Genomic DNA, 13188 nt, shown 5'->3' on the forward strand with positions numbered 1-13188 from the left:
CTCATGGCCGATCCCTGGCACACCGCCGACTTCCGGCCCCCGGCGGGGCTGGCCAACCGGCACGTGCAGACCCTCCTGCCACGGTTCCTGCCGCGTCCCGCGGTCAGGACGCGTCAGGAGATCCTCGAGCTCCCCGACGGAGATTTCGTGGAGCTGGCCTGGGCGCATCCGGCACCGCCCCGGGCCGACGCTCCTATCCTGGTGCTCTTCCATGGGCTCGAGGGCTCCATCGACTCGCCCTATGCTCGTTCGCTGCTCAATGCCGCCGCCAGGCTCGGCTGGCGCGCCGTGTTGATGCATTTTCGCGGCTGCGGTGAGCATACGAACCGCTTGCCCCGCGCCTATCACAGCGGGGATACCGCCGACGCCCGCTGGCTGATCGACCAGCTGTCGCAGCGCTATCCCCATGCCATGAAGGTCGCCGCGGGAGTCTCCCTGGGCGGCAACATGCTGGCCAAGCTGGTGGCGGAACAGGGCGGCAACGGCCTCGATCTGGCCGGTGCCATCGTTATCAGCGCCCCGCTGGACCTCGCCGCCTGTGCTGACACCCTGAGCCAGGGGTTCGCCCGGGTCTACGAGCGCCATCTGCTCGCCTCGCTGAAGCGCAAGATGTCCCCGCGCCTGGCGCGCGACGAGTTGCCCCTGGCGATCGGGGCGGAGGAGCTTGCATCCCTCGGCAGCCTGCGCGCCTACGACGACGCCGTGACGGCCCCATTACATGGCTTCGACGGTGCCGAGGACTACTACCGGCGGGCCTCCGCCGGCCCCCTGCTCGCCGGGGTGTCGCTGCCGATGCTGGTGCTGCACGCCGACGATGATCCCTTCATGCCGCCGGCGCTGTTAGGACGGTTTCCTACGCCTTCGGCCGCGGTGCGGGTGGAGCTCACCCGCCACGGGGGACATGTCGGGTTCGTGGAGTGGCGCGACGGGCGTCCGTCCTCGTGGCTAGCCCGCCGGGTGGCCCGACAGCTCGAGGCCTGGGCCGCCCCGGACGGGCTCGCGACCTGGCCCTACGACCGGCCGATCAGCCGATCGGACAGCTGACGCCGGTCCCCTTCAGGCCACAGTAGCCACCGGGATGCTTTTCCAGATACTGCTGGTGATACTCCTCGGCGTAGTAGAAGGCCTCCAGCGGCTCGATCTCGGTGGTGACGGGCCGCTTCCCGCTGCGTGACAGCGCCTCGCCATAAGCCTCGCGGCTACTCTCGGCCGCTTGCCGCTGGCCGTCGGTGGTGGTCAGGATGATAGAACGATACTGGGTGCCGATGTCGTTGCCCTGACGGTTACCCTGTGTGGGGTCATGGGCCTCCCAGAAGACCCGCAGGAGGGTCTCCAGGTCCGTGACCCGTGGATCGAAGACCACTCGCACCACCTCGGCATGGCCGGTCCGCCCGCTGCAGGTCTCGTCGTAGGTGGGATTCGGGGTCACGCCCCCGGCGTAGCCCGCGGCGGTGACATGCACCCCCGGCAGTTGCCAGAACAGCTGTTCGGCGCCCCAGAAACAGCCCATTCCCAGCACGATCTCCTGCATCCCCTCGGGCCAGGGGGGCTTCATGGCGTGACCATTGACCCGATGGGTCCCACCGATCGGCAGCGGGGTATCGCGCCCCTCGGGCGCATGGACGGGATGGAGTGGCATGAGGTTCGCTCCCTTAATGTTCTCTGTACAGTCGCGTTCTGGATGATCGCGTCTCTGTAAAGCTTGAGTGGATCGCCTGAATGGAACGTCAGACGGGAATGCCGTGCGCTCATCGCGGCGACGATGGATGCCCCGGCAGGCTGAAGGTGTAGACCAGATCCACCGCCTGGGCGGCCCCTGATACCGCCTCGAGGTAGAGGCTGCGCCACAGCTGGTAACGCAGGGTGAGCTCGGCGATGGGCGAGAAGACCCCCACGCCATAGCCGATACTCAGCCGGTCGGTGATATTGCCCGTGACCACCACCTGGCTTTCCTCGCCTGCTCCGGCGGTGTCGAGGCTGAGATCCTGGATGCCGAAGGCTTCGCCGAAGGCACCCACGGCCCCACCGGTCTTGCCGAGCGTCAGGCCGATCAGCGCCGAGGTCAACGCGCCATCGGCGCCACCGCTGCTGTCCGGGGCACGCCCGCGCAGCAGGTAGGAGAGCGCGCTGGCCTCGTCCATGGCAGGCTCCGAGAAGATATCCAGGCTCGGTGTCACCGCCGAGCCGGTCACCCGCAAACCGGCGATCACTTCGTCCTGGGTGGCGGCGGGGTTCCGGATCGCCTCGAAATCGAGCAGTGGTTGCCCCGGCGGACCGCTGAAGAAGAGGATCCCCTCCCGGATGAGCAGGTCCTGGCCGAAGGCCCGGAAGCGGCCACCGATCAGGCTAACATCCCCGAACAACTGGACCGGCCCATTCTGCTGGCGGACGTCGAGGTTGCCCTCCAACCCGGACTCCAGGCCGTAGGCCTGGAGTTGCATGTCGGGTCCCAGGACCAGGGTGACCTGGATGTCGGTGGCCATGCCGGCCTTGGCCATGGCCTCGGCCGTGGATTCTCCGGGTTGGTCACTTGCCGTGGCCTGGGACGCGGCCTCGGCGGCACGGCGATCCTGCTCCTCGGTGATAATCACTTCATCGGGGCTAGGCGTCATGGCGGAGGCAGGGACGTCTCCCACCGAGAGCCGCGCCCAGGGCACCTCCACCGTGCCGCGAACCTGTAGCTGCTCAGGATTGGCGCGGATGTTCAGGTCCGGGGCCAGGCGCAGGCGGCCGAAACTCGGCAGAATCGCGAGCAGGGGGGCATCGACGGCCTGCAGATCGAGGGCCGCCTGCCACCCGCCCCCGGACGGCCAGCGGGCATTGCCACCGATCTCCAGGCGTCCCTCCTCGGCGGCAAGGAAGCCATCGAGATCGGCCCGGTCACCGGCCAGCTCGACGACGAGTTCACCGTCCTTGACCTCCAGGGGCAGATTCAGGCCAGCGGCCCTCAGTTGGGCCAGTGCGAGACGGCCGTCCAGCCGCGGTGCCTGGCGATTGCCGGTGATGCGGATATCGCCGTCGAGCCCCCCCTTGAGGGACTCCAGGCCGGCGACCAGGGGACGATAGGGTGCCAGGCGCAAGTCATCGATCCGCAGTCTCCCGTCCAGGGCGCCCTCGCCCAGCGGGTCGATGATGCCCAGTGCAAGTCGCAGCTCCCCGGTTTCGGCCAGGCCCAGCACCAGGTCGAGATCGGCGCTGGCCTCACTGGCATCCAGTGTCAGGCCCAGGGTGGTGCCGGGCACCGTCCAGGGCTGACCGTAGGCGTCCTCGCCGGTCACCTCTGCGCGGCTGTCGAGGTCGGCGGCCAGCCGCCAGCGCGCTCCCCCGGCCGACCAGCCGGCGCTCAGGGTACCGGCGGTCTCGCCGCCGATGCGCCACCCGGGTGGCATCACGGAGTCGACCAGGTCCATGGGCAGGTCGCGGATCTCCAGGGAGGCGCGTCCGGCCTCGGCCGAGGCCTCCAGCGGCTCGATGAGGCAGACCTCCCCGCCCTGGCGGCGCGAGAGACAGAAGGGCGCCACACGGGACGAGCCCCCGAGAAGGTTGGCTTCGAAGGCCAGTGACTCACTCAGGCTGATATCGCCGAACTCGCTGTCAAGCTCCAGCGGCATCAGGGTGCCTCGGTAGCGTTCCCGAGCCGTGTCCAGGCCACCCTCCAGGGTCAGGGCCAGGCGCGAGACCGGCAGGCCCGCCCCCCCGCCCATGGCCAGGCTCAGCCGGTGCGCCGTCTGTCGACCCTCGAGGTCCAGCGTCAGCTGTGATATCTCCTGTCCGCCAGCCGCGATATCGGTGGCCTCGAGGGCCACATTCAGTTTGGGGTCGTCAAGGCCGGCGACGCGCGCCACCAGGTCCAGGCGCGAGAGCCGGTTCTCACCGAAGGCGAGGTCACGCCCGGCCAGGTCGAGGTCCAGTTGTGGGGCATCGAGACTGCCCTGTGTGACGAAGGCTCCCGTCAGGGTGCCGCCGAGGCCCGGATACAGGCTCTCCATGGCAGACAGTTGCAACTCACCAGTCAGGTCCAGCGCCTGCTGGCTGACCGACCCCACAGCGCTCACGCGGTTACTGCCCTGTCGGAAATCGAGGGTGTCGATGTCCCAGCGCATGTCGCTGTCGCCAGCCAGCACCGCCTCGAGGCTCAAGGGCCGATCATCCAGCACGCCCTGGATATCCAGGGCCGGGACATCGACTCGCCACCCGCGATCATCCTGGGTGAAGGCAATCTCGGCGCCGCCACCCAGGCGACCCTGAATCCCCTCGACGAAGTTCCCCGGGTTGAACCCGTCCAGGGAAAGCGTGGCCTCGACATCCAAGCCTTCCTCCCAGTCGATCCGACCCCGGGTGACAACCACACTTCCAAGCTGGTTGATCGTCAGCGGTGACCAGTTGAAGTGAGTCAGGTTTCCAGTGCCCTTGAGGGCAAGATCAGTGAACGGTAGCTGCGGCCCTTCGACGGAAAGGGCCAGCTCCGCCTGGTAGTCGACCAGGCTACCTGCCAGGTTCAGCGAGAGGCCCTCGACTCGCCATGGCGCTGGCGGCGAGTCTATCGCCGACTCGTCTCCCTGCGGGACATCGGCACCCTCCCGCGGCTCGGCGTCTTGGGCACCGGGCAGCGGCCACTGCAGGGCGTCGCTCTCAAGCGATGAATCGAAGGGCAGGGTCGGGTCGAGGGCATCGAGCCGAGCCACCAGCCGAGCCTCGACCGGCCCTTGCGTGGTCAAGTCGACCTCGAGGTCGGACAGGCTGCCGGCCAGGGTCAACTCTATGCGCTCGCCCTTGAGGGCCGGCATGCGGTCCGGCAGATAGAGGTCTGCGGCCAGGTAAGCCTCGAGGGGATAGTCGTCACGCAGTGCCAGCCGGGCCGTGAGCTCGGCATCGGCCTCTCGGGTCGCGACCGCCAGGGTATCGATCTCGATCTCCTGGCCGCGCGCATTCAGACGCAGCACAAGCCGTGCCACGCCGTAATCGAAGGCCCCGCCCACGGCAAAGTCCTCGATGAGCAGTTCCGGCACCTCCACCGCCAGAGGCAGGGTCACCTCGGGCAACACGCGACGCGGTTGATCTTCGAGCCCCAGGTTGGCGACTCCCTCCAGGTCGGCAGCGGCCTGGGCGGGCAGTGACGAACGCACGGCAGTGGCCGCGTCGATGGCCTCGGCGGTGAGCATCGGCCCCTCATGCTCGGCTTCGCTCAGGGCCAGCCGAGTGCCCGCCGAGAGGGGCAGGGTCAGGCGGCTGCCGGTCAGTCGCGTGGGCAGCAGGGTCAGGGTGCTCTGCTCGGCCTGGAGGCCCGTGGTGAATGACTCCCAGGTGAGCTGAGTGCCATCGGCGAGCTGCAGGTTCACATCGGTCAGTGACAACTCACGCAGTTCTATCGGGAACGGCAGGCGGATCTCGTCGAGAGGGGTACCAGGGGCCTGCTCGGATCCGGCGTCAGGCAGGTTATCCGATTCGGCCAGGCGGATATCGGCGCCCTCCACGGCGAGCCGGTCGAGACACAGCCTGCCCTGCAGAACGCATTCTTCCGACCAGGCCAGTTCGAGCCGCGATACGGCGATCCGGGCAGGCCCCGCGTCCAGTCGCATGTCATGAAGCACCAGGCGGTCCAGGGGAGCACCCTCGTACGCCCCCAGTTCGAAGAAGCCGCGCTTGGCACCCTGCTCGAGAAGCACGCCGGTGCCCCAGGGCGACAGCGCCAGGCCCAGCAGCAGCAACGCCAGACCAAACAGCCATAAGGGCAGAAAGATAAGAAGGCGGGCCAGGGCCCAGGTCATTGCGCGCTTTCTCAAGACGTTGGCTCTCAGAATTCCGGTCCGATGGAGAAGTGGATGCGGAAGGCATCCTCATTGTCGAAGGGGTGGGCGATGTCGAGGCGAATGGGGCCTACCGGCGATATCCAGCGGACACCCAGGCCCGCTCCCGTCTTGAGATCGCTCGGTCCCCAGTCGCTAAAGGCATCCCCGGTGTCGATGAAGGTTGCGCCCCACCACTTGCCGGTGATCCGGCGTTGAGCCTCGAGGCTGGCGGTGAGCAGTTGTTCGCCGCCGAGCAGGCGACCCTCGTCGTCCTCGGGGGAGAGGCTCTCGTAGGCATAGCCCCGCACGCTGCGATCGCCACCGGTGAAGAAGCGCAGCGACGGGGGGATGTCCCGGAAGTCATCGGTGGTGATGCTGCCGACGCCAACCCGGCCGAAGAAGCGGTTGTCGTCGCCCAGCATGCGGATCCATTCGCTGTCGCCGGTGATGCGCAGGAACTCGACCGCCGAGCCCCAGGCTTCACTGGAATACTCCAGCGCCAGGCGCTGGCGATCTCCCCAGTCGGGGAACGCGGGAGTGCGCTTGCGCGTCCGGGCCCAGCTGATGCCGGGGTACAGAAGCACTACCTGATTGGAGAGGTCTGCCTGGGTGAAGTCCTCGTAGGTGCCGCGCACATAGATGGACTGCTCCCAATCGTTGTCGAACTTCCAGCGGCGGGCGGCCTCGACGGTACTCTCCAGGGTACTGGTGTCTTCGCTGTCCTTGTTGCGAAGGCCGTACTGGAAGCGATAGCTGTCGCGCAGCGGATTCGCCAGGGGCATGGTATAGAGGCCGGTGAATCGTTGCTCAGGGCCCGACAGGTAGAGGTCATGGTCGAGGCCGTGACCATAGCGGTTGATCCAGGGTTGGTCCCAGGAGAGGTGTATCCGTGGCCCCACGTCGGTGGCATAACCCAAGCCGACCTCGAACTGGTGTCTGTCCGAAGGCGTCACCACCACGTCGATCGGTACCTGGGGGACGGCGGGACGCTGCAGGCTTGAGGCCGACACCAGCGCCTCGGCACCAATTTGCGGCTCCTGGGAAGCGGGCTCCCTTCCCTTCAGGTCAAGCGACTGCCACCAGCCCGACTCGGCAGTAGGCAATGCCAGTCGTGCCAGCTCTCGGTCGAGACGCGGGCGCACGTTCACCGAGGCGAACCACTCGGTCTCGCCCAGGCGCTGATTGAACCTGGCCACCTTGCTCGCCAGGTAAGGCTCCCCGGTAGTGAAGGTCGCCAGGTTCCTCAGGCGGTTGGTCTCGATATGATGACCCTGAAACGTCACCTCGCCGAAGCGGAAGCGTTGACCGCTGTCCAGCGCCAGGTAGAGCCGAGCGCTCTGGGCATAGGGCCTCACTTCCATGCGCCGGTCGGTGAAGCTCCAGTCGAAGTAGCCGCGTTCAAGGGCGAGGTTGGCCAGGGTGCTGCGCAGGCTGTCGAAGGGCGCATGGCGCAGGTGATCGCCTTCCGACAGCGGGAAATCGTCGAGGGCCTGCATGAAGGGTTCGTCCCCGGCGGCATCCCCGGTCAAGGAGAGATCGAGGACCTCGATCCGCACCGGCGCGCCGGGGTCGAAGGTAAGCATCACCTCGGAAGGCGCCTCGGGATCATCGAAACGGGTCTTGATGCTTGGCGAGTAGTAACCATAGACCCGCAGCGCCTCGCTGCTGCGTCGAAGGACCTCGCTTTTCAGTCGCTCTGGGCTGTACTGCTCTGCCTCCAGTTCGTCGAGATAGAGGCGCACGTTTTCGGCCAGTTCGTCTTCCAGCCCCTCGATGGTCGACTCGATGGCCTGGGCGCCTGGGGCAAGAGCGAGAGACATTGCTGCCGCTGCCAGGCGTATGAACACACGATTATCCATTGGCATCGATCCCTGACTGGCGAGATGTCACTGGCGCAGGACCTCGATCTGGGCACTCAAGGCAAGCTGTGACTGACGCAGTTCGCGCAACCCGGACGCCATTTCTCCAAGCCGGCTGTCCAGCGTCTCCATTCGTTGTTGAGCATCATCGCGTGATCCTGCGATGGCTTCAATTTCATCGCCGAGGGCCGACATTTGATTCTCCAGGGCATCCAGGCGCGATTGTTGAGACCTTCGGAGGTCGTCCAGGTTCTCGAGAAGGTCGGCATCCGCGCTTCGGGCCTCGTCGATAGTGGCCAGTTGCTCGCGCAGTGCGGCCCGCCCTTCATCACCCGCGCGCTCCAGGGCGTCCAGTGAGGTGCGGGTCGCGTTCAGGATGGCGTCCCGGGTCGCGGCCTGCTCTTCCAGCGAGGCGACCCGTGCCTCCTGGGTTTCGAGCGCCGCCTCGATGGATGCCACCCCCTGCCCCTGCTGCGACTCCAGTTCGGCCAGACGCTGGTCGATGACCGCATCGACCTCGGCTTCCAGATTGGCCAGCTCATCAAGGCGGGTCTGCAGCGTCTTGAGGGCATCACCCCTGCCCTGTTCGGCATCGAAACGGGCATGCACGTTGGAGAGCTCGCCGCTGACCCGGGCGAGCTGGGCCTGCAGCCGGGCACGCTCCTGCCAGCCGGCCCAGGCGAGAGCCGCACAGAACGCGATCAGCAGTATCACCAGCAGCCACAGCGGCCAGACCCGCGGGGGCGGCGGCTGACGCCAACGTGATGCCGACAGACTGGCATCCGGGTCCGGCACGATCGGTCGGGGGTGCCGGTGGTCATCCGGGTGCTCTGCCATGATGAACTCCTTCTCTGGGGGTGGTTGGCCGGGGTCGACGGTCCCGTGGGGTGTCGGCGCAATTGGCGCCCTCCGGGCCGGGTGCTATGATGCCGCGACAGCACCGACACATCGTCCTGATAGTGTAAGGTTTTTTGTCATCGGAACGCACGGCTCCCGGTCAACGCCGACGGGGGCATGGATTTACTCGTTCCAATGCCGCGCCCTGAGGTGCTGTATCGACACCGCTGACGACAAGGAGAGACTTGATGGCATTCGAATTGCCCGCACTGCCGTACGACAAGAACGCCCTGGAACCGCATATCTCCGCCGAGACCCTCGAGTATCACTACGGCAAGCATCACCAGACCTATGTGAACAAGCTCAACGAGCTGACCGACGGTACCGCCGAGGCCGACAAGTCCCTGGAGGAGATCATCAAGTCCTCGTCCGGCGGCCTGTTCAACCAGGCGGCCCAGGTCTGGAACCATACCTTCTACTGGCACTGCCTCTCTCCCAACGGTGGTGGCGAGCCGACCGGTGCACTGGCCGACGCCATCAATGCCAAGTTTGGCTCCTTCGACAAGTTCAAGGAGACCTTCAATGCCCAGGCGGCTGGCAACTTCGGTTCCGGCTGGACCTGGTTGATCAAGACCGCTGACGGCGGTGTCGACATCGTCAACACCAGCAATGCCGACACTCCCATCGCCCATGGCCAGACCCCGCTGCTGACCATCGATGTGTGGGAACACGCCTATTACATCGACTACCGCAACGCGCGTCCCAAGTACCTTGAGAATGTCTGGAGCGTCCTCAACTGGGACTTCGTCGCCCAGAACTTCAGCTGAGGATGCGGCGCCCCGGCGCCGATGCACAATGCAAGCGGCCCCGCCGGATGGCGGGGCCGCTTTTTCGTGCCATGAAGGGAGCGTCGTGGATACACCTCGATGCCCTTCATGGGTCTGCGCGTCGGCCGATACCCCGGTAATGCATGCCGCAGGCAGCGACATGAGCCGGGTCATAGATGTTGCGACCATCGAGCAGCAGCTTCTCGCCAAGCAGGCGGGCAAGCCGTGGCCAGTCCGGGTTCCAGTAGGCCTTCCACTCGGTGACCAGCATCAGCGCATCGGCACCCTCGCAGGCCGCCAGGGGGTCCTGGCGGAATACCTCGAGCAGCGGGTGCTCACCGACCTCGGCAAGCACTGCGGGGATCGCTGCGGGGTCGTGCAGACGCACCCTCACGCCCTGGGCCCAGAGGGCACGCAGCAGCGTCAGCACCGGCGCCTGGTCGATGCGGGCCGTGCCGGGCTTGAAGGCCGCCCCCCAGATGGCTACGGTGCGGCCTTCCAGCCGTCCATGGAAGTGAGCCCATAGCTTGCGGAACAGCGTCTCTTTCTTGTGCTCGTTGATGTCGAGCACCTGATCGAGCAGGGCAGAGTGACGCCCGCTGGCCGACTGGACGTCCGCCAGCCGCATCAGGTCGCGGGAAAAGTTGGGGCCGCCGAAGCCACAACCGGGATAGAGGTACTCGTAGCCGATGCGGGAATCGGCCCCCATGCCCTGGCGCACGTATTCCACGTCCACGCCGAGGATATCGGCCAGCCCGGCGATGTCGTTCATGTAGCTGATGCGGGTGGCGAGCATCCCGTTGATGGCTAGCTTGGTGAGCTCCGCGGCTCGCCTCGGCATACGCTGGAACACCTCGCGCCGACGGTTCAAGGCGCGCAGCAGTTCACGCACCTGGTGCTCCGCCACGTCGTCATCGCAGCCGAGCAGCCAGCGCGAGGGACGGGTGAAGGTCTCCCAGGCGCGCCCCTCCTCGAGCAGGTCCGCCAGGGCCACCGCCCGGCAGCCGCCCAGGCGCGATTCCAGCAGTTCGGTCTCGCCCACCGGGAAGGTGGAGTTGTTGACCAGCACGGCCCCGGGACAGAGGCCGGCCATCAGGTGTTCGATGCACTCGGCGGCATCCTGGCGCTGGTCGGAGGAGACGGCGAGCCACAGCACGTCAAATGGCTCGTCCGCCAGGTCGGGCTCTCCCGGGGTCATCAAACTCAGGCTGCCATGGGCCATGCCCTCCTCGAGCCGACGCATGAGCTCAGGCTCGCTGGTCAGCCAGCCGCTGCGGGACAGCGTCGGCCAGTCGGCCGACGCATGGGGCAGCCAGGACACCCGATGGCCTACCCAGGAGAGCGCCGCGGCCGCGGTGGCCGCGGCCAGCTCGCTGCCGTGGATCAGTACCCGCATGAGGTCACTCCTCTTCGGCGTAGCGCTTGAGCAGATCGCGGAAGCCCTGACCATAGCGGGCATGACGACGGCCATAGGCGAGAATGGCCTCCAGGTAGCCCAGCTGGTGGCCGCAGTCGTAGGTCTTGCCGCGCATGCGGAAGGCGTCCACCCCCTCCTCGCGGCGCAGGGTCTCGATGGCATCGGTGAGCTGGATCTCGTTGCCGGACCCGGGCGGCGTCTCGGCCAGCAACGGGAAGATGCGACCCGGCAGGATGTAGCGGCCGATCACCGCCAGGTCGGAGGGGGCCTCGTCCACGTGCGGCTTCTCGACCACCCCGGCGATCGGCCGCGACTCGCCGGGGCCCGGGATCTCGCCACCGGTATCGACGATACCGTACTTGTAGACCAGTTGATGGGGAACCTCCTCGACCATCAACTGGCTGTGGTGGCTGGCCTCGAAGGCGGCGATCATGCCGGCCAGATCGTTGGCCTCGAGACCCTCGCCGTCCACCAGCACGTCGGGCAACAGCACGGCAAAGGGCTCGTTGTCTCCCACCACCGGGCGGGCGCAGAGCACGGCGTGGCCGAGACCGAGAGGTTCGGGCTGGCGCACGCTGATGATGTTGACGTCGGCGGGCACGATGGAGCGCAGCTCCTCGAGCAGGTCTGTCTTGCCCTTGGCCTCGAGGCTCGCCTCCAGCTCGAAGTGCTTGTCGAAGTGATTCTCGATGGCGCCCTTGGTGCCATGGGTCACCAGCACGATATCGCGTATGCCTGCCGCCACGGCCTCCTGGACGACATACTGGATCACCGGACGATCGACGATGGTGATCATCTCCTTGGGAATGGCCTTGGAGGCCGGGAGACAGCGCGTGCCGAACCCGGCAACGGGAAGAACGGCCTTGTTGATCATGGTGCGGTCCCTGTCACGGTTAGGGGGCTCCGGAAAGCGTGGGAATGCCCTCCGGGGAGCGGGTACAATGATGCATGATACCGAACCCAGGCCAGCCTGACAGCGTGTCGGGTGGGCGAGACCAGGGAGACACCAGATGAGTGCAAGCCACCCGGAAGCGGGCAACGTCGACCAGGCGGAGATCGCCAAGTTCGAGGCCCTGGCCGACCGCTGGTGGGATCCGCACGGCGAGTTCAAGCCGCTCCACGACATCAATCCACTGCGTCTGGACTTCATCGATGCCCGGGCGGGGCTTGCCGGGCGCCGAGTGCTGGATGTGGGCTGCGGTGGAGGGATCCTGACCGAGGCCATGGCCCATCGAGGCGCCGACGTCACCGGCATCGACCTCGGCGAGGCCCCGCTGGCCGTGGCCCGGCTCCACGCCCGGGAGCGAGGGATTACCCTCGACTATCGGCGCATCAGTGCCGAGGACATGGCCGAGGAGCACCCCGGCGAGTTCGACGTGGTCACCTGCCTGGAGATGCTCGAGCATGTGCCCGACCCAGCCTCCGTGGTGCGTGCCTGCGCGTCTCTGGTCAAGCCCGGTGGCCAGGTATTCTTCTCCACCCTGAATCGCAACCCCAAGGCCTATGCCCTGGCGGTGCTCGGTGCCGAGTATCTGCTGCGCATGCTGCCCCGAGGCACCCATGACTACAGCCGTTTCATCAGGCCATCGGAGCTCGCCGGCTGGTGCCGCGAGGCCGGCCTGGAGCTTTGTGAACAGAACGGGCTGGCGTACCACCCCTTGACCCGCCGATATTCCCTCTCGACAAGCGATGTCTCGGTCAATTACCTGATGCACTGTCGCCGAGAGACGACGTGATGCCTCGCCCGCGGCCCCGGGTCCTGCTCTTCGACCTGGATGGCACCCTGGTGGACACCGCGCCGGACCTGGCCCGGGCCACCAATGCCCTGCGCGACCATCACGGCCTGCCCGCCCTGCCATATCCGGTGATCCGGGCTCAGGTATCCAATGGTGGCAGCGCCCTGGTGACCCTGGCACTGGGCCTAGAGAAGGAGGCGGTGGGCCACGACGAGGCCCGAACCTTCCTGCTCGAGGCCTATGGCCGGGCGCTGGCCGAGGAGAGCCGGGTCTTCCCCCCGCTGGATAGGCTGCTGGACCAGTGGACGGCGCACGACCTCCTCTGGGGCATCGTCACCAACAAGCCCCGGGCCTATGCCGAGCCCCTGGTCACGGCCCTCGGGCTGAGTCCCGGCGCGCTGCTCTGCGCCGATGACCTGCCGGTCAAGAAGCCCGATCCCGAGCCCCTTAACGAGGCGGCGCGACGCCTGGGGGCGGAACCCGGCAACTGCTGGTACATCGGCGACCACCTGCGCGACATCCAGGCGGCCCGGGCAGCCGGCATGCACGCCGTGGCGGTGGGCTATGGCTATATCGGGGAAGGAGACGACTATCGTCGCTGGCCGGCCGACCTCTGGTTCGATACCGCCGAGGCACTGGTCGCGGCACTGCTGGACGACTAGGAAAGACCGGTGATGAGCAGGGTGACGCCCCGGGCAAACGAGCCCGGGGCGCGGTGTCAGA

The 13188-nt window shown here is 66.9% G+C and carries 10 protein-coding genes; 4 read left to right on the plus strand and 6 right to left on the minus strand.

Translation table 11 applies throughout. From position 1 onward, the window contains the following. Positions 1–3 precede the first annotated feature (3 nt). Entirely contained in the window at positions 4–1044 is a 1041-nt protein-coding gene (locus tag ABE960_RS08135) for a hydrolase (RefSeq protein WP_349761744.1), read from the plus strand. Here ABE960_RS08135 and msrA read toward each other — a convergent pair. From msrA to ABE960_RS08155, 4 genes are all read right to left on the minus strand, one after another. Further along, positions 1025–1639, minus strand: a complete 615-nt coding sequence (msrA, locus tag ABE960_RS08140) for a peptide-methionine (S)-S-oxide reductase MsrA (protein ID WP_349761745.1) — start codon at positions 1637–1639, stop codon at positions 1025–1027. The genes ABE960_RS08135 and msrA overlap by 20 nt on opposite strands. A 109-nt stretch (positions 1640–1748) precedes the next feature. Then, positions 1749–5768, minus strand: coding sequence for an autotransporter assembly complex protein TamB (gene tamB / locus ABE960_RS08145; protein WP_349761746.1), 4020 nt, complete (start codon positions 5766–5768; stop codon positions 1749–1751). A 26-nt stretch (positions 5769–5794) separates the two neighbouring features. Continuing rightward, positions 5795–7609, minus strand: a complete 1815-nt coding sequence (tamA, locus tag ABE960_RS08150; RefSeq protein WP_349761747.1) for an autotransporter assembly complex protein TamA — start codon at positions 7607–7609, stop codon at positions 5795–5797. A 66-nt stretch (positions 7610–7675) separates the two neighbouring features. Next, positions 7676–8485 carry a hypothetical protein gene (locus ABE960_RS08155; RefSeq protein ID WP_349761748.1) on the minus strand — a complete coding sequence of 270 codons (810 nt, stop codon included), beginning with the start codon at positions 8483–8485 and terminating at the stop codon, positions 7676–7678. A 248-nt stretch (positions 8486–8733) separates the two neighbouring features. Between ABE960_RS08155 and ABE960_RS08160 the strand changes: the two genes are divergently transcribed. Beyond that, positions 8734–9312, plus strand: a complete 579-nt coding sequence (locus ABE960_RS08160) for a superoxide dismutase (RefSeq protein ID WP_349761749.1) — start codon at positions 8734–8736, stop codon at positions 9310–9312. A 106-nt stretch (positions 9313–9418) separates the two neighbouring features. On the opposite strand, the gene ABE960_RS08165 is transcribed toward ABE960_RS08160, so the two are convergent. Both ABE960_RS08165 and galU read right to left on the minus strand, forming a co-directional pair. After that, a complete protein-coding gene (locus tag ABE960_RS08165) occupies positions 9419–10708 on the minus strand; it encodes a UDP binding domain-containing protein (RefSeq protein WP_349761750.1) in 1290 nt (429 codons plus the stop codon). Positions 10709–10712: 4 nt separating this feature from the next. Further along, the gene (gene galU / locus ABE960_RS08170) at positions 10713–11603 is read right to left on the minus strand and encodes a UTP--glucose-1-phosphate uridylyltransferase GalU (RefSeq protein WP_349761751.1); all 891 of its coding nucleotides are present in this window, start codon (positions 11601–11603) and stop codon (positions 10713–10715) included. Positions 11604–11739: 136 nt separating this feature from the next. Between galU and ubiG the strand changes: the two genes are divergently transcribed. Next, positions 11740–12465, plus strand: a complete 726-nt coding sequence (ubiG, locus tag ABE960_RS08175) for a bifunctional 2-polyprenyl-6-hydroxyphenol methylase/3-demethylubiquinol 3-O-methyltransferase UbiG (protein WP_349761752.1) — start codon at positions 11740–11742, stop codon at positions 12463–12465. Then, positions 12465–13127, plus strand: a complete 663-nt coding sequence (locus ABE960_RS08180; protein ID WP_349761753.1) for an HAD-IA family hydrolase — start codon at positions 12465–12467, stop codon at positions 13125–13127. The genes ubiG and ABE960_RS08180 overlap by 1 nt, the downstream gene beginning before the upstream one ends. The last annotated feature ends 61 nt before the right edge of the window (positions 13128–13188 follow it).

Origin of the sequence: Halomonas aquatica (genome assembly GCF_040196335.1) — a bacterium.
Lineage (GTDB): Bacteria > Pseudomonadota > Gammaproteobacteria > Pseudomonadales > Halomonadaceae > Halomonas > Halomonas aquatica.

Excerpts from the sequence above, each read along its gene's own strand:
- ABE960_RS08135 (WP_349761744.1), top strand. The coding sequence starts at position 4 with ATGGCCGATCCCTGGCACACCGCCGACTTCCGGCCCCCGGCGGGGCTG.
- ubiG (WP_349761752.1), top strand. The coding sequence starts at position 11,740 with ATGAGTGCAAGCCACCCGGAAGCGGGCAACGTCGACCAGGCGGAGATC.
- ABE960_RS08155 (WP_349761748.1), bottom strand. The coding sequence starts at position 8,485 with ATGGCAGAGCACCCGGATGACCACCGGCACCCCCGACCGATCGTGCCG.
- tamB (WP_349761746.1), bottom strand. The coding sequence starts at position 5,768 with ATGACCTGGGCCCTGGCCCGCCTTCTTATCTTTCTGCCCTTATGGCTG.
- galU (WP_349761751.1), bottom strand. The coding sequence starts at position 11,603 with ATGATCAACAAGGCCGTTCTTCCCGTTGCCGGGTTCGGCACGCGCTGT.
- msrA (WP_349761745.1), bottom strand. The coding sequence starts at position 1,639 with ATGCCACTCCATCCCGTCCATGCGCCCGAGGGGCGCGATACCCCGCTG.
- ABE960_RS08165 (WP_349761750.1), bottom strand. The coding sequence starts at position 10,708 with ATGCGGGTACTGATCCACGGCAGCGAGCTGGCCGCGGCCACCGCGGCC.
- ABE960_RS08160 (WP_349761749.1), top strand. The coding sequence starts at position 8,734 with ATGGCATTCGAATTGCCCGCACTGCCGTACGACAAGAACGCCCTGGAA.
- ABE960_RS08180 (WP_349761753.1), top strand. The coding sequence starts at position 12,465 with ATGCCTCGCCCGCGGCCCCGGGTCCTGCTCTTCGACCTGGATGGCACC.
- tamA (WP_349761747.1), bottom strand. The coding sequence starts at position 7,609 with ATGTCTCTCGCTCTTGCCCCAGGCGCCCAGGCCATCGAGTCGACCATC.